This window comes from bacterium (assembly GCA_026414725.1).
GTDB lineage: Bacteria > Ratteibacteria > UBA8468 > B48-G9 > JAFGKM01 > JAAYXZ01.
Window position 1 is genome coordinate 13,197 of record JAOAIL010000005.1, and the last position, 17,204, is coordinate 30,400.

Annotated in this window: 15 protein-coding genes; 3 read left to right on the plus strand and 12 right to left on the minus strand. The window is 37.0% G+C overall.

All coding sequences use genetic code 11. The features are described from left to right. Positions 1-4: 4 nt before the first annotated feature. Positions 5-1,102 carry a GntR family transcriptional regulator gene (locus N3D17_03095; GenBank protein ID MCX8082372.1) on the minus strand — a complete coding sequence of 366 codons (1,098 nt, stop codon included), beginning with the start codon at positions 1,100-1,102 and terminating at the stop codon, positions 5-7. A gap of 196 nt (positions 1,103-1,298) precedes the next feature. On the opposite strand from N3D17_03095, the gene N3D17_03100 reads away from it, so the two are divergent. Then, on the plus strand, positions 1,299-2,702 hold the full coding sequence (locus N3D17_03100) for an MATE family efflux transporter (protein MCX8082373.1): 1,404 nt from the start codon (positions 1,299-1,301) through the stop codon (positions 2,700-2,702). Between the two features lie 42 nt (positions 2,703-2,744). Here the strand turns inward: N3D17_03100 and lipA are convergent, their stop codons facing one another. The 8 genes from lipA to N3D17_03140 all read right to left on the minus strand — a co-directional run bounded on the left by lipA (position 2,745) and on the right by N3D17_03140 (position 13,297). Beyond that, the gene (gene lipA / locus N3D17_03105) at positions 2,745-3,578 is read right to left on the minus strand and encodes a lipoyl synthase (GenBank protein MCX8082374.1); all 834 of its coding nucleotides are present in this window, start codon (positions 3,576-3,578) and stop codon (positions 2,745-2,747) included. Beyond that, entirely contained in the window at positions 3,529-4,320 is a 792-nt protein-coding gene (locus tag N3D17_03110; GenBank protein MCX8082375.1) for a lipoate--protein ligase family protein, read from the minus strand. Before N3D17_03110 ends, lipA begins: the two co-directional genes overlap by 50 nt. Beyond that, positions 4,317-5,768 carry an aminomethyl-transferring glycine dehydrogenase subunit GcvPB gene (gcvPB, locus tag N3D17_03115; protein ID MCX8082376.1) on the minus strand — a complete coding sequence of 484 codons (1,452 nt, stop codon included), beginning with the start codon at positions 5,766-5,768 and terminating at the stop codon, positions 4,317-4,319. The genes N3D17_03110 and gcvPB overlap by 4 nt, the downstream gene beginning before the upstream one ends. After that, a complete protein-coding gene (gene gcvPA, locus N3D17_03120; GenBank protein ID MCX8082377.1) occupies positions 5,759-7,096 on the minus strand; it encodes an aminomethyl-transferring glycine dehydrogenase subunit GcvPA in 1,338 nt (445 codons plus the stop codon). The genes gcvPB and gcvPA overlap by 10 nt, the downstream gene beginning before the upstream one ends. Then, complete coding sequence (gene gcvH / locus N3D17_03125; GenBank protein MCX8082378.1) at positions 7,093-7,476, minus strand: glycine cleavage system protein GcvH; 384 nt, start codon at positions 7,474-7,476, stop codon at positions 7,093-7,095. The genes gcvPA and gcvH overlap by 4 nt, the downstream gene beginning before the upstream one ends. Positions 7,477-7,488: 12 nt before the next feature. Further along, positions 7,489-8,559 (minus strand): glycine cleavage system aminomethyltransferase GcvT, encoded by a 1,071-nt coding sequence (gene gcvT / locus N3D17_03130; protein ID MCX8082379.1) that lies wholly within the window; start codon positions 8,557-8,559, stop codon positions 7,489-7,491. Continuing rightward, positions 8,556-10,634, minus strand: coding sequence for a S8 family serine peptidase (locus N3D17_03135; GenBank protein ID MCX8082380.1), 2,079 nt, complete (start codon positions 10,632-10,634; stop codon positions 8,556-8,558). The genes gcvT and N3D17_03135 overlap by 4 nt, the downstream gene beginning before the upstream one ends. An 80-nt stretch (positions 10,635-10,714) precedes the next feature. After that, positions 10,715-13,297, minus strand: a complete 2,583-nt coding sequence (locus N3D17_03140; protein ID MCX8082381.1) for a choice-of-anchor D domain-containing protein — start codon at positions 13,295-13,297, stop codon at positions 10,715-10,717. Between the two features lie 96 nt (positions 13,298-13,393). On the opposite strand from N3D17_03140, the gene N3D17_03145 reads away from it, so the two are divergent. Next, entirely contained in the window at positions 13,394-13,885 is a 492-nt protein-coding gene (locus N3D17_03145; GenBank protein ID MCX8082382.1) for a hypothetical protein, read from the plus strand. A 38-nt stretch (positions 13,886-13,923) separates the two neighbouring features. On the opposite strand, the gene N3D17_03150 is transcribed toward N3D17_03145, so the two are convergent. After that, the gene (locus N3D17_03150) at positions 13,924-14,739 is read right to left on the minus strand and encodes a sorbitol-6-phosphate dehydrogenase subunit (protein ID MCX8082383.1); all 816 of its coding nucleotides are present in this window, start codon (positions 14,737-14,739) and stop codon (positions 13,924-13,926) included. Between the two features lie 21 nt (positions 14,740-14,760). Further along, positions 14,761-15,033, minus strand: coding sequence for a TMEM165/GDT1 family protein (locus tag N3D17_03155; GenBank protein MCX8082384.1), 273 nt, complete (start codon positions 15,031-15,033; stop codon positions 14,761-14,763). A 324-nt stretch (positions 15,034-15,357) separates the two neighbouring features. Here N3D17_03155 and N3D17_03160 point away from each other — a divergent pair, with 324 nt between their 5' ends. Beyond that, entirely contained in the window at positions 15,358-16,461 is a 1,104-nt protein-coding gene (locus N3D17_03160; protein ID MCX8082385.1) for a hypothetical protein, read from the plus strand. Here N3D17_03160 and N3D17_03165 read toward each other — a convergent pair. Continuing rightward, positions 16,462-17,204, minus strand: a 743-nt coding sequence (locus tag N3D17_03165; protein ID MCX8082386.1) for a Gfo/Idh/MocA family oxidoreductase, incomplete at its 5' end; no start/stop codon positions are given.

The window sequence follows — 17,204 nt, forward strand, 5'->3', positions numbered from 1 at the left end:
AAAGTTATTTTTTTATCTCTATATTTGTGTCTAAATGAGATACAGAACCCCTTTCTATTAAAACATGAGGAAGAATTTTATTCTGTGTATTGCTGCTATGTCCTTTTATCCTGTCCATAAGAAGTTTTACTGCTTCTTCTCCCATCTTTTTCTTACCCGGATTTATGGTTGTTAAAGGAGGCATAAGGTAATCACTGATTATAAGATTATCAAAACCCACTATGGAAATATCTTCCGGGATACGTATATTCATTTCACTGCATATCTTATAAAGCCCTACAGCCATCGCATCACTGGTACAGAATATCGCTGTTGGTGGGTCTTTTAAGTTTAATATCTCCAGTCCACAGGTATATCCCATCTCTTCATAAAATTTCTGGTATGTATGCATCTTTACATAGAGGCGGTTATGCTCAATCCCGTAATTTTTTAATGCTTTAAGATATCCATTATATCTATCCCTCATATTACTTATATCCTGTCTGCCTAAAAATATCCCTATCTTTGTATGTCCTTTTTTTATAAGATATTCCGTAGCATCAAACCCACCACTTACATTGTTTATCCCCACATGGTCACCATCAAAGTTATTAACATTGATATCCAGCAGCACTACAGGGATATGATGCTTTCTAAATTCGTTAAGGATCGGAACAGAAGGTGTCTCAGATGTAAAAGGTGCGTAAATCAATCCTTCAACATTTCTTTCATATATCTCCCTTAGATAACGAATCTCTTTTTCTGTATTACAATCCGTGTTAAAAAGAAGGATATGGTAGTCATTAATAGATGCCTCTTTTTCTATGCCACTGAAAATCTCTCCTAAAAATATGTTCTCACCTGGAGATGAATAAAGAACCACTCCGATAAGACGTGTATTATGCCTTAGGGAGTTGATAAATGTTCCTTTACTTCCCTGTGTTCGTAAATATCCTTCTTTAACAAGTTCCTGAACTGCCTGTTTAATAGTGATAGTACTAACCTTAAACTGGTGAGATAACTGAATAATAGAAGGAATCCTTTCTCCGGGTTTTAAAATACCTTTACGGATATTATCCTTAATCTCTTCTTTTATCTTTTTGTATAGAACCTCTGTTTTCATTTTTTCTCCTCTTTATGTATATTTATTTATACTTAAAATATATTTTTTGTCAAATTTTTATTTCTTCTCTCTTTCTCCTGAAATCTTAAAGAGGTATATTATAGAAAGAATATGTACCGGTCTTTCATCTAACTTTCCTTAGAGAAACCTCTAAAGAAACTTTAGATTACCAGAAAAAAATGGAAGGGGAAGATATATGAAGAAACTTTTGTCTGCTTTATATAAAAGATGGAATGGAAATGGTGGATATAAAGAACTTCTTTCTATATCATTTCCTCTTATATTGAGTACAAGTGCCTGGACCATCCAGCACTTTGTTGACAGGTTATTCCTCTCCTGGTATTCTACATCTGCTATTGCATCTGCACTTCCTGCAGGTCTACTTAATGGTACCATCACAAGTATATTCACAGGAACTGCTTCATTTGTAGGTACCTTTGTTGCACAGTATTATGGAGCAAAGATGTTTGGCAGGATAGGAAAGATTACCTGGCAGGGTATATACTCAGGGATTATAGGTGGTACTCTTTTAATTCTCCTAATTCCTTTTGCTGATTTATTTTTTACTCTCGCAGGACATCCACCAGAGATAGCACATCTTGAAGCGTTATATTTCAGAATCCTATGCCTCGGTGGTTTTCCTGCAATAGCATCATCTTCTATCGCTAGTTTCTTCTCGGGTATAGGACATACCCTACCTGTTATGTGGTTAAGTTTCCTGCAGACAGGAATAAATATACTCCTGGACTACTGCATGATATTTGGCAGATGGGGTTTCCCTGAGATGGGAATAAAAGGCGCTGGTATTGCCACAGTAATTGCAACATTTATTGTCTTCATTATATATCTGCTGCTCTTTTTAAAAGAGGACTTTAATTCAATCTATGAAACGAGAAAAAACAAAGGGCTTGACCTGTTTCTATTCAAACGGCTCTTACACTTTGGACTGCCCAGCGGTATCCAGTGGTTTGTGGATATGGCTGGATTTTCTCTCTTTTTAATTTTCATTGGAAGGTTGGGGCTTGTTCCACTGACAGCAACCAATATCGCTTTTAATATCAATGCCATTGCATTTATGCCTATGATAGGGATTGGGATAGGTGTAAGTATACTTGTAGGACAGAATTTAGGTAAAAATAATCCCTCTTTAGCCGAAAAAAGTACATATACCGGATTCCATCTTACTTTTCTTTATATGGGACTTATAGCTCTTTTCTATGTTGCTCTACCTGATATCTTTATAAAACCCTTCACTCCTCGTATATATAACAATGACTTTTCGGAAATACACAGGATAGCCATAATACTTTTAAGGTTTGTTGCTTTTTATTCTCTTTTTGATACTATGAATATTATCTTTTCTTCTGCATTAAAAGGTGCAGGAGACACAAGATATATAGTTAAATCAATGTTTATTATATCTACCTTTATTCTCATCATACCTTCATATCTCGCAATTTTTATATTCAAACGTGATATATATTTAGTATGGGTAATTGCTACAATGTATGTAATAATACTTGGTTTTACATTCCTTTTCCGTTTTCTTACAGGTAGATGGAAAAAGATAAGGGTGATAGAGGTATCTGTAATTGAATAAAAATTTTTCTCTTACCTGCAACTTCTGCTTTTATACAAATAATTAAAAATATGCTGTAGCATTATAAGAGGTACGGACATATATGCCACTTTCAACATATCTGAATCCTGCTTCCTTTGCCTTTTCCTTATAGTATTCAAACTCTTCAGGTTTGTAATATCTCTGAACAGTAAAACCTGCCTTCTGTGGTGCAAGATACTGCCCTATACTGAAGAAATCACAACCAGTAGATGAAATATCTTTCATCGTTTCCATAATTTCATCTTCTGTTTCTCCCAGTCCTATCATAATTCCTGATTTTATTTTCTGTTCTGGGTTTAGTTTCTTTATCTTTTTCAATACACCGAGTGACCTTTTGTAATCCGCTCTATCTCTTAATACAGGATATAGACGTTCAACCGTTTCTATATTGTGCGAAATAACATCCGGGAATGTATCAAGCACTGTCAATATCGCTTTTTCATCACCATTAAAATCAGGAATTAGCACTTCTATCTTGCTCATACAACTGGTCTTTTTTATCTCCTCTACAGTGGCTTTAAAAACACCTGCACCACTATCAGGAAGGTCATCTCTGGTTACACTCGTTATAACAACATATTCCATACCCAATATCTCTACTGCTTTAGCAACCCTTAAAGGTTCTTCTTCATCCACTGGTAATGGAATCCCCTTCTTTACACTGCAGAATTGGCAGTTTCTCGTACAGATATCGCCCAATATTAAAAATGTTACTACATTTTTTTTGAAACATTCAGATATATTGGGACACCTGCTTTCTTCACATACAGAGTGAAGGTTCATCTCCCTCAATATCTTTTCTGTCTTAACTATCTCTGATAACGTTATTTTTTTCTTGTATAAGTTGTTCTTCATATGCCTTCACAATCTTCTCCTCTTCTGAGGTCAAAGAACCCTCCTTTAATTGCACTCCAAATGTCTCTATGAAGCTTATTTTCAGTATGTCTCTAAACTCGTCAAAAGATACTTCTTTCCCTGTCTCTGTAATCAAATCTGTCGTTCTCTGTGAAGAAAGATATACCTTTTCTTTAAGATATTTCAGTACTGGTGTATAGTTGAGAGAAAGAGGTATTGAACCATGCTGCATTATTATACCTTTGTGCCTTTTCTGTGCATTACCACCTATCTTCTTCCCATTGATAAGTATGTCATAGTCCTCAAATGAAGCAAAACATAGTGTTGATTTTTCTTTCTTTATCTGTCCACTGTCAATAGCAAAAATAGGTCTGAGTCCGTAATGACAGTATGCATTGAAAATAAAAGCGCAGATTTTTTTATAACATCCTTTTACAGTAGAGGGCATACCAATATCTTCAGAAGATAAAACAACTGAATATGTTACTTCATTTCCATGATATATAATACCACCACCAGTTGGTCTACGAACAAAAGAGATACCATCCTTTATGCAGGCAGTAATATCAAGAACCTCATTCATTTTTTGAGAATATCCAACACTGAAACTGTAAGGACACCATCCATATATTCTGAAGATAGGAACCCTCTCCCTCTGGTATATATCAACCATTGCCATATCCATTGCCATATTATTAAAAGGATTAGAATAACCAGAATAGATAAACCGCCAGACATTCATTCTGCATACCACCTTAAATTCAAGTCCTTCACTGCCTTTACTTCATCCGGTCTACTTACAGGGGTGCTTTCAGGAAATTCTGCAAATCTTTCAGGATGTTTTTCAGCAAGTTCTGCTGCTTCTATCATTACAGAAATGAAATGGTCCAGTGTATCTTTACTCTCCGTTTCTGTGGGTTCAATCATAAGGGCTTCTTTAACTACCAAAGGGAAATATACTGTTGGTGGATGTATCCCCATATCTATAAGAAATTTTGCTATATCAAGGGCACTTACACCCCTTTCTTTCTGCCATTCTGCAGAAAATACACATTCATGCATACACTTTTTATTATAAGGCAGTTTATAATACTTTTTAAGCTTTTCTTTTACATAGTTAGCATTCAACACCGCTTTTTCTGCTGCATCTATAAGCCCTTCTCTACCGAGTAGAAGGATATATGCATATGCCTTAACTATCACACCAAAATTACCGTAAAAAGGTGCAATATATCCAATGGATTCAGGATAGTGATAGTCAAGAAAATAGGTACCATCTGTTCTTAAAACAACCTTTGATATCGGCAGATATTTACAAAGGTGTTCTTTCACACCCACAGGACCAGCACCAGGACCTCCACCTCCATGAGGAGTAGCAAATGTTTTATGTAGGTTAAGATGGACTATATCAAATCCAACATCTCCTGGTCGTAGTTTTCCCAATATCGCATTAAGATTAGCCCCATCATAATACATAAGTGCATCAACCTTATGTGCCATATCACATATCTCTTTTATATGAGGATTGAATATCCCGAGAGTATTAGGACATGTAAGCATAACACCTGCAACATCCTCGTTAAGATGCTTCTTATATTCATTAATATCCATATCCCCTGTATTATCAGAAGGAACCACTATTACATCATAACCGGCAATTGCTGCACTTGCAGGATTTGTGCCGTGCGAAGAGTCAGGGACTATTATATACTTCTTTTTATTTCCCTTTGCACGGTGATAAGCAGCAATTAGCATAGTTCCTGTAAGTTCACCATGTGCTCCTGCAAGTGGTTGCATTGTAAAACCATCCATACCGGTAATCTCACACAGAAGTTGTTCCATATGGTATAAAAGTTCAAGTGCCCCCTGTGTAAGTATTCCTCCTCCTGAAAGTTGTGGTAGTAAGGGATGAAGGTCTCTAAAACCAGGAAGAGAAGCACATACTTCTGTAAACTTTGGGTTATACTTCATTGTACAGGAACCGAGTGGATAAAAATTTGTATCCACACAGAAGTTTTTATTCGCTAAAGAGGTATAATGCCTTATAACATCCAGTTCTGAAACCTCAGGCAGACCATTATCTGTCTTCCTTTTAAAGTTCTCAGGGATATGTGCTTTTACAGTGACATCACTCTTCTGTATCTTAAACCCTCTTCTACCCTTCTTCCCTTTCTCAAAAATTACCTGCATAATACTGCCTCCATACTTTCAGCAAACTTTACAATCTCTTCTTTTGTTCTCTGTTCTGTTACTGCTATAAGAAGATTTTTCTCCATACCTTTATAATATCTACCCAGTGGGAAACCAGGTGCAAACCCTTTAGCAATCATTTTATTTACCACTACATCTGCCCTTACCGGCAAAATTACAGGGAATTCATTGAAAGTTAGTTTACCTCTAAATACTTTTACATTCGGTATCTTCTCCAATTGTGTCCTCGCAAATTCTGCTTTGTCAAGGTTAAGTTGTGCAAGTTCCTTAAGCCCTTCTTTACCGAGCAGAGTAAGATATACAACTGCCCGGAGAGCACACAATGCTTCATTAGAACATATATTGGACGTTGCTTTTTCTCTTCTTATATGTTGCTCCCGTGCCTGCAAGGTCAATACATAACTATCCCTGCCTTTTCTATCAACTGTTTTACCTACAATACGACCGGGCATCTTTCTTACATATTCTTTTTTCGTAGCAATGAATCCGAGATATGGACCCCCGAATGAAAGAGGGATACCCAATGATTGCCCTTCTCCTACAGTAATATCAACCCCCATTTCTCCCGGTGTTTTTAAAAGTCCGAGAGATAATGGATAGATAGAAGAGATTACAACTATACCCTTACTATGTGCATACTCCACAATATCAGAAAAGTCATCTATACAGCCGAAAAAGTTTGGATTCTGTAGAACAACTGCTGAGGTTTTTTCATCCAGCGCAGAAAATAATTTTTCTCTATCCACACTAAAATCTTTCACAGGAATTTTCACCACTTCAAGAGATAGATTGGAAATATAACACTGTATCATCGTCCAGTATATTAAATTTACTCCTTCATCCACAACTATCTTATTCCTTCCGTTAATCCGCATAGCCATCATACATGCTTCATAAAGGGCTGTTCCTCCATCATATAAAGAAGCATTAGCAACCTCCATATCTGTAAGAGTACATATCGCTGTCTGGTACTCATAAATTGCTTGAAGCCATCCCTGAGATGCCTCCGGCTGATATGGAGTATAGGCAGTATAAAATTCAGGAAGTGATACTATTGCATCCACAGCAGCAGGTATATAATGATTGTAAAAACCAGCACCAATAAAATTTATCAGGGATGTGGAGTTCCTTGATGCGAGATATTTAAGATGGTTTATAACCTCTGCCTCTGACTTACCAGATGGAAGATTGAAAGAACGGGGTTTTAACTCTGCAGTAATATCAGCAAAAAGGTCATCTATAGAGGCAACCCCTATCTCTAAAAGCATCTGTCTGACTTCTTCTTCTGTATGTGGTGTGTAATTCATAGATTTTCTATATATTCCATATACTGTTCTGATGTCATAAGGTTTTTTACTTCATCAGGACTACTTATCTCTATCACTGCAAGCCAGCCATCATCATAAGGAGAGGTATTAAGTATTTCAGGGGAATTAGATAATTTTTCATTCACTGCTATTATCTTCCCTGAAACAGGACTGAATATATCAGATGCTGCCTTAACTGATTCAACTGTACCCATCTTTCCAAATTGTGAGACAACCGTTTCTAAAGGTGAAATTTCAACAAATGTAATATCTCCCAGTGTATGTACTGCATACTCCGTTATTCCTACAAGTCCTTTATTTCCTTCTACTTTCAACCATTCATGTTCTTTTGTATAAAAAATACCTTTTCTTACTTCCATACTATCTCCTCTTTATCTTCTTATTCCTATAAGTTTTTTAAAATATCCTTTAGAAACAATAGAACATATTATTTTAACACATCTGTCTGAAACATATGCTATTTCAGGTGTTGTAAATCCCTTTTTTATATATCCAATCCCTATTCCCTTTTGTAAAGAAGGAGAGAAACACCCGCTTGTAACATATCCTGCTTCTATATCCTCAATAAATATCTTATACCCATGCCTTGGGGACTGACGTGTTTCAGAAATAAAATATACTATCTTTTTCTGTGGTTTGCTGAATTCCAATGCATTTTTTCCTATAAAGTCATGACTGAAATCAATGAACTTTTCCATTCCTGCCTCAAAAGGTGTTGTTTCTTCATCAAGTTCATTACCATAAAGAGGTAGTCCTGCCTCAAGACGTAAAGAATCCCTCGCACCAAGTCCTGCTGGTTGAACCCTCTTATCCTGAAGAAGTAAGTTCCATAATTCCTCTGTATCTTCTTTTGCTACATATATCTCATATCCTCTTCCTCCTGTGTATCCACTATAACTCACAATTACTTCCTTTTTTGAAATATCAAATTTCCCAAATCTGTAAAATGAAAGAGAGGAAAGGTCTATCTTGAATATATCCTTTAGAACATCTTTAGAAAGTGGTCCCTGAACATCTATTTTGTCAAAATAAATGTCTGCATCTTGAATCTCTATTTCTCTTGTATGTGTAGTATACCATTTTTTCACTTTTTCTTTTGTTGATGCATTACTGACAACCATATACTCTTCATCAGAAAATTTATAGACAACAACATCATCAATAATACCACCTCTTTCATTAAGAATAAAACAATATCTACATTGTCCTGTTTCCATACTATTTACACTTATCGTCAAGATATTACTCATTTCTAATGAGATATTTTTACCTTTCAAGAAGAATTTTGTCATATGGGAAGTATCAAAAATAGAACAACTATTTCTACACCATAAATGTTCTTTTATAATACCTGCATACTGAAGAGGTAATGCAAAACCAGCGAATTCTATAACTTTCGCACCTGCTTCAATATGTTTCTTATAAAGTGTTGTATATTTCATTTCACAAAGAAATGCAGGATATATGAAAGAGGAACAAGAAAAACTCTCGCTATAAACTTCAAGAAAGGTCTCTTTCTTATTATATCAGCATATTTTGGACTATGTCTGTAATACCATCTGACAAATACTCTACCTTGTTTTGTTTTAAGTAATTTTCTATCTCTGAATTCTCTGAATATCTGAACATGTCTTTCATAAGGAGAGCCAAAGACAGCAGTTGCTATAAAACACCCACCACCTCCTCCACCACCACCTGAAGAACCCTCTTCTGTAGTAAAAGTATAAGGAACTGCCCACTCACTCCAGTTTTCTTTTTCATCCTTATACCTTACGCGCCAGTAGTATTTAGTATTATAAGAAAGCGTCCTTGAAGGGACGGTTATCTCTGTCACCGGAGAGGTTGTACTGTTCCATACAACAGTTGAAAAGTTACTGTTTCTTGCTATCTGCCATTGACTCGCATTATGAAGGTCATTATCAGGGTCAACAAAACCGGTTGCTCTAAGAAGCGGCGTTAGGGAGATATTCTCTGCTCCATCTGAAGGGCTCATACATTCAGGTCTTAAAGGAGGAGAGTTTGTATAAGTATAACCTGCTGGAGATATCTTATCTTCTTCAATCTGCTGTAAAGAGCCATAGTAAGCCCATATTGTATAATAGTATGCCTTTCCTTCCTCAATCTCTTCATCTGTAAAGGAATTACCAGTTCCTGTATATACTGGTGTCCCTTCTTCCCAGTGTGAAGGAAATGTTTCATCTCCTCTTCTTATAATTACATAGTTTGCACCAGAAGGAAATTCCCATGTAAGGTAAACCCCTCCTGATACCTTTTCTGCACTAAAATTTTTAACAGGTAATACATAGTCAGGAAGTGTAGCAACCCTCAACGACTCATCTGCATTAAGCCGTCCACCTGTAATTGTAAGATTTGTCCACTGCGGTAGTCGTGTAATACCTTTAATTATTATATCTTTAAGTTCTATTGCATCTTTCTTCCCTGTATATGAAGATATAAGTCCTGCAACACCTGCAACAAAAGGCGTTGCCATAGAGGTTCCACTTTTGTAACCATATCCTGAAGGTATTGTACTGTATATAGATGAACCAGGTGCTGCTATATGTACCCTTGTCCTGCCATAGTTTGAGAAATATGAACGGTTATCATTTACATCACTGCTTGCCACAGAGATGACATTGGGCAGGTTATAACTTGCAGGGTATAAAGGAGTAATATCATTGTCTCTACTGGAATTACCTGCGGCTGCAATAAACAACACTCCTTTTTCTGCCAGTCGTGCTATTGCTTCATAAAGTGCACTGCTGTATGTATAACCACCCCAGGAATTACTTATTGCCACTACATTTTCTCCTTCATCCTTTCTTCTTATTACATAGTCAATACACTCTATTGCATCCGCGAGTGTTCCATTCCCCGATGCATCAAGAAACTTAAGTGCCATAATCTTCACATTCCAGTTAACACCACATACACCGGTATTATTATTACCCACTGCCCCTATGATACCTGAACAGTGTGTACCATGACTGTGGTCATCCATAGGGTCAGCATTGTTTTTTATTGCGTTATATCCTGGGTTGCTCTCACTGTCAGTCCAGATATTATCAGAAAGGTCTGGATGGTCATACTTAACACCTGTATCAATCACTGCTATGATAACTTCACTGCTACCTGTTGTTTTTTCCCACGCAGAAGGTGCATTTATCTTTGGAAGTCCCCACTGACTTGGATAATACTCATCATTGGGCTCTAAAAGTGCAGAATATATATAGTTTGGCTCTGCATATAAAACATCAGGGTCAGAAGAAAGTTCCTCAATAACCTTTTTCGTATCAAGCCCCGAGGGAATTTTAAATTGATGTATTGAAGGAAAAGAATTATACTTTCTTACACTCCTTAAATTTAATGAACGGACTTTAGGATGATATTCTGGTTTTATATCAGGAGAAGTAAACTTAACAATAACTTCACCTTCAACATATGGGGTCTCTTTCTGGGCAGCAAAAAGGGTAAAGACAGAGAGGAAAAAGATTAAAACAATTTTATATATTCGCATCTTCCTCCTCTCTGTTGCCCCTCATCCAGACCCTCTCCCTGCGGGGAAAGGTAAGTAAAAGATGAAAGGAAGAAAACCTGTTATCTCTGCATCCTTAAAAGTCCAGTTATTGCCAGTCCTAATATAAGATAGGACAAAATCCCTTTTATAATCAACCAGGCAATACCTATCACAGGAATAAGCAATATTCTGGTAAATATCTTAAGTGTTACACTTTTTTCTATTACCTTTGCAACAGCAGGACTATGGAGATAATACCACCTGACAAATGACTTCCCTGCTTTACTTTTAAGAAGTATATTATCCCTGAAGTTTCTTAATATATTCACATATGGATGAAGTGGTGAACCAAAGGCAGCAGTTGCTATAAAACACCCACCACCTCCTCCATCACCTGTATCATCACCTCCACCTGAAACACCTGTTCCTGCAAGTGGAACTGAAACAACTTCTTCTGTTCCCATACCAATGGTAAGATATAAAATGGCTGATTTCTTTCCAACACTATTGGGAGAAAATGTAACATTAACATATCCTATTTCTCCAACATTTATGTCAAAAGACATAGAAGGAACAGAAAACTCATTTGCATTTGTTCCCGAAATAGATGGGGTGACTCTTACTATTACACTACTTGTGTTGATTATAGTGAGTGTTAATGTTTCACTCTGACCTACAGATACTTCACCAAAATTAAGTTGTTCCGGGTTAACTGCTACAGAGGGCTCCGATGTCTTTACATATACCTTATTCCCTCTTACAGGTGCACCATCAACAGAGACATAGATAGTAGATGTAAACCCCATTAATAGGTCAGCAGTAACAACCATATCACAGTTTTTTTCAAGTTCACAGTAAAAGTAGGGTGCGGATAGAGCAGAAAGTGAATCATCATCTATACCAAAATTACCTCTGAGAAGGAGTTCTGCTGGTAAAGGAATAGGACTGGTAAGATTCATAACAATCTTTGTACCATAAGACCCGGTACAGGGTACAAAATCCCAATCTTCCCCATTTTTCTTATATAACGCTACTGCTGTCGGCAGTACAGACCCTCCACATTTCAGGGTTAACGACTTCAGATATGGAGTAGGATATGCTTCTGAGTTAGGTACTTCAATTTTTATATAAAAAAGGTCTACCCCTGTTGCTCCTGGTTCAACTACCATTGTGGTTGGTTGTCTTTCTCCTTCTGAGACCTCTATCTTTCCTATGTATCTATCCATCTCCATATCAGCAATAAGTGTAATACCATTGTTAAATACAGGTGCGATATAGTGAGGTGAGAGATAATATGTATCTCCATTGGTATTCTCATGTTCAAACTTCAGATATACAGGTCTGGCTGGAGATATACCCAAAGATACTGGCTCCTGGGTAAGTGTATCCACAACAAAAACACCACTGTCTGAAGTTCTAATAAGGTCCTCATCTATTGTTTCCATCATACAGTCCATATAACGAGCAAGCAGAGCAGGTGTATCACCATATTCATCCCACACATAGACCTTTGCATTCTTTACCGGATTTTCACCCATATCTTCAATCCTTCCCGCAATTACCCCTCCACCTGTAAAATCAAGCCCTAACTGCTGTGTATAAGTATTGCTAAAAATCATAATTGATTGTGTACCATCCTGAAGACCAGAAAACTGTACACCTTCTTCGCTCTCTTCTATAATAGCAAAAGAGTATGTATCCTTATAACCGGTCTTCCTTGCCCTTACATAAACAATAGCAGGATAAGGGATATTGGTAAGTTTAAATGAACCATCAGAAGATGTTGTAGCGGACTTATTCATTCCACAGAGTGTAACTGTTGCACCACTTACTGGCTTTCCCTCTTCATCAACAAGATATGCGACTATTTCATCAATTATATATGAACCTTGAGCACCGAAAATACAGTCGTAGTAACTTACACCTGACGTAATACTATTTGCATATATAAATGCAGGACGCCAGATAAAACTGTATCCGGACTTTGTGCCAGAGACCATTACAAGACCCGGATCAATGTTATAGGCGATAAAACCAATAGTCCCTCCATTCTCCGGAGTGCTACTATCTGGAGAGTTTTTCAGTATAATACCGAGGGGCTGACTAGAGTCAATTGCAAGATACTTTACAGCTCCTACACTGGCTCCATTCATATTTCTCACTATAGCGGTTGCCCCTGTGATGAAACCACCTGTATCTGAATCCATTACTAATACCAATAACGCTCCCTTACCTGATGTGAGAGATACACCTAGCCCAGTAAGTTGCTGAGGGGTAAAAACCATTACATTATGGTCGCTAATACTTCCTCCGTAGATTGTTGGGACTGTATAAGAAGTCAGATATACATCATCATGGACAACTAAATCACCTACAGAGAGATTGTCATCCAGACGCAGTATATAAAGAGAACCTGTAAGTGAAGTTACATTTATATTGTAACTACCATCTGCTCCAGAAAGGGCTGTATGTTCATTACTCTCATTAAACACCACTGGCATACTACTAACAGGTGTAAGAGGTGGCTCTTCTTCTCCTGCTACAGGAAGAGTAAATATCTTACCGGATATCATATTGGATGTATTTGCACCACTACATAAGAAAGCAAGTAAAAACAAAAGAAACACTCTTACTTTTCCCCACTTATATATTTTACTCCTCATATCCGCCTCCCTTTTTTTATTATTATACACAGTCATTAAAATTGATGTCAACTTTTGGATTTGACATAAGGAATGAAATTTTTGTATAATTAATATATGAAACGTTTACTACTCATCTTATCCATAATATCTGTATGCCTTTTTGCCGATGATTTTATGCTTACAAAAGCAGATACTACCTATCCTTACCTTCCTTCTAATGTAAAATACCTCGTTGACAGAACATTCTCCATTAATGCAAAAGAACGGGCAGAGGCAGCTTACAAACTGGGAACTTTAGGAAATAAAGCAGAAAAGGCATCTCCTTTCCTTATAAGATTACTTGATGATAACAACCCTGTATTCTGCAGGTATAATGGTTATGGTGTGTGGAGTACACCGGGAAAAGAATCAGCAAAGGCACTCGCAAAAATTGGGAAAGGTTCTCTAAGATACATCATCCCTGTTCTTGAAAACAAACATCCTTATATCTCTGCAAAACCGGATATGCAGAGAAATATCATTATATACCTTACTGAGTTATCAGGTGAAAATTTTGGGGATGACCTGTTCAAATGGCTTAACTGGATTAAGTCACAAAATATATAATCTACCACTTTCCCACAAGAGACGAGGGAAAAGAAATATTACCCTCTTGACTTCCCACCCGATATATTTATAACCGTACCTGTGATATAAGAAGCAAGGTCTGATATAAGAAATGCTACAACATTTGCTACTTCTTCAAGAGTACCTACCCTGCCGAGTGGAATGGATACCTTTTCATATGACTGTCTCAATTGCTCAACAGTGATACCTCTCGTATAGGCAAGCGCCCTTTCATATTCAGGAGTTCTTAAAGCCGTTGCTTCAAGAATTCCTGGTGCAATCCCCACAACTCTTATCCCATACCTTCCCAGTTCTTTTGCCCAGCTTCTTGTAAAAGAATACATTGCTGCTTTTGTCCCTGCATAGATACTCTGCCCCTCAGAGCCCTCAAGTCCGCTCTCAGAAGAGACATTTATTATCACTCCTTTTATCCTATCTTTTATCATCTCTCTCGCTACTGCCTGTGCACAGAAAACAGCCCCTTTTTGATTTATTACAGTCATCCTATCAAATATCTCCTCTGTAACCTCTTCTTTTCCTGAAGGGTCAACGAGAAGACGTGGTATGTTTATACCTGCATTATTTACAAGATAGTCAATCTTCCCGTATTCCTTTTTTGTTTTTGTTATCATCCCTTCTATATCTTTTTTATCTGTCACATCTGTTTTAACAAAAAGGCACTTTTTATATCTTTCTCTAAATTCCTTTTCAACGGCATATCCCTGTTTTTCATTTACATCAGATATCACAACAGTTGCTCCTGCCTGAAGAAGTTTCTCTACAACTGCCTTACCTATACCACTTGCACCACCTGTTACTATACCTACCTTATCTTTAAGATTCATCTCTACCATTCTTTTTCCTCCTGTCTCATTTTACATTTTCCCTAATAACATTAAAAAACCGATAAAGATAAAAATAACAGCACCTGTATATCTTATTATATCTTCTCTTCCACATCTTGAAAGCAATGCTCCTATAAGAACAGTAATGAGAGTGATTAACATATAAGCCAGTACAGAACCAACCCATACCGATAAAGGTCTTCCTGATTTCGCTGAAAGTGTAATCCCAATAAGTTGTGTTTTATCAGCAAGTTCAGCCACTAAAATAGAAGCAAATGCAACCCCAAATGTCTTTATATCCATATTTAACTCCTTTCTACATTATAAAAGTTTAACATAAATTATAAGTCATGCCTATTGATAGGTACTAATTGAATTCCTTCACTCTAAAAGGAAGAGGGGCAAGGGTAAGGGTAAGACATCTACTGCACTCTCCCCCCACCTATTTCCTCCCCCTCATATGGGGATGATTTTCCCATTCTTACCATAACTAACTTATGCATATTTTTATCATATATCCTGAATTTTATGATATAATTTATAAATTTTGGGAGGTAAAAGATGCAGAAAGGGATATTAGATACATCAAAACCTGAAATGACAGTTAGATAACGGTTCAGAAGACAGATGCACTTCCAGACCATTGACAGGGGAATCCACTGGGAGTTTGGATATTTAAAAGAGACCATAGAGAGGTGGCATAATGAAGGACTACCTGAATATCTACAAAAAGGTGAGGGAACCTTTTCTGTAGAAGAGTTTTTTGGAGTAGAAAAAAATATTATGATACCTGTTGACTACGGGCTTCTACCACCATTTACTGGAGAGGTGAAGGTATTAAAGGAAGAGAAAGAAAAAAGAATTGAAGAACTACCTGATGGCACTATACAGGAGGTACAAATAGAAAGAACAGCAACTATTCCTCACTATATAAAAATGCCTGTTTCTAACTGGGATGACTGGAAGAGATTTAAGGAACGGCTTAATCCTGAAACACCAGGACGTATTGGTTGCGACCTAAAACGGCTTAATGAAAAACTACGGCATTCTCCCTATCCTGTAGGTGTATATATAGGCTCTTACTTTGGACTTCCACGAAACTGGATTGGATTTGAGCAGATATCACTTATGCTGTATGACCAGTTAGACCTTGTTGAAGATATTATAGAGACACTCACGGTACTTTATGAAACATTGCTTTCAAGGGTTCTATCTGAAATAGAGGTGGACTTTGCTGCTGGATGGGAAGATATATGTTTTAGAAATGGACCCATGATAAGTCCTGATATGTTCAGAAAAATAGTTGCCCCTCGCCTAAAAAGGGTAACAACATTACTACGGCAACATGGTGTTGATGTGATATGGACTGACTGCGATGGAGATATAAGAAAACTTGTTCCTATATGGCTGGAATGTGGAGTTAACTGTATGTTCCCATTAGAAGTTCAGGGTGGTTCTGACCATGTAGAGTTAAGAAAAGAATATGGACACAATATACTTTTAAGGGGTGGTATTGCAAAATATCAGCTGGCATTAGGTAAAGAAGCGATTTTGAAAGAACTAAAAAGAATAGAAAAGGTCTTTGAAGATGGTGGATATATTCCACATGGAGACCATAGAATACCTGACGATGTCTCTTATGAAAACTATAAATATTACATCAGAGAAAAACTTGCAATGATGGGATGGCATAAAGAAGATATAGAAAATGTTGCAGGACTGAAAAATTGATTATTGTTTAAGAAATCTGGGGTCAGGGAGACGCTGGACATTACATACATTTTTCACTCTGGACATGGCAACAAGTTTTCTTATTAATCTATCATATTCCTTTCTATTTACAGGGATGTTTACTGGTTTACCTGTCTTTCCTGAAAGAATACATGCATTAATAAATTCTATTGACTTAAGACCTTCCTCTCCAGGTATAAAAAGTTTTTCTTTTTTAAGGATTGCCCTCGCAAAATTTTTTATTATACTGTCATGACCTGCAGGGATATCTGCACCTGTATCTATCTTTTCTTCCCTAACAGGTAATGATGCCCACATATCCTTTGCTTTATATGTGAACTTTGATACAGGAATATCGTATCTATAAAGGGTTATATCTTTACCATTTACTATTATCTTACCTTTATCCCCTGCTATTTCCATATGAAGGTCAAAATCACCTGGTTCACATGTAGAAGTATAGTAATAACCCCATGCACCATTTTTGTATTCCAGTAATGCACATACCTCATCCTCTATCTCTATCTTATGTAACCGTGTCCTCGTCTTTGCTTCTACCTTACAGGGCAATCCTGCAAGCCATATAAAAATATCTATTGCATGGGGTGCCTGGTTAAGCAGAACCCCTCCACCCTCTCCTTTCCATGTAGCACGCCATGTACCACTATCATAGTATGCCTGAGAGCGGTACCAGGGGTCTATACATAATGTCCTCGTTATCTCTCCTATGACACCTTGCTCTA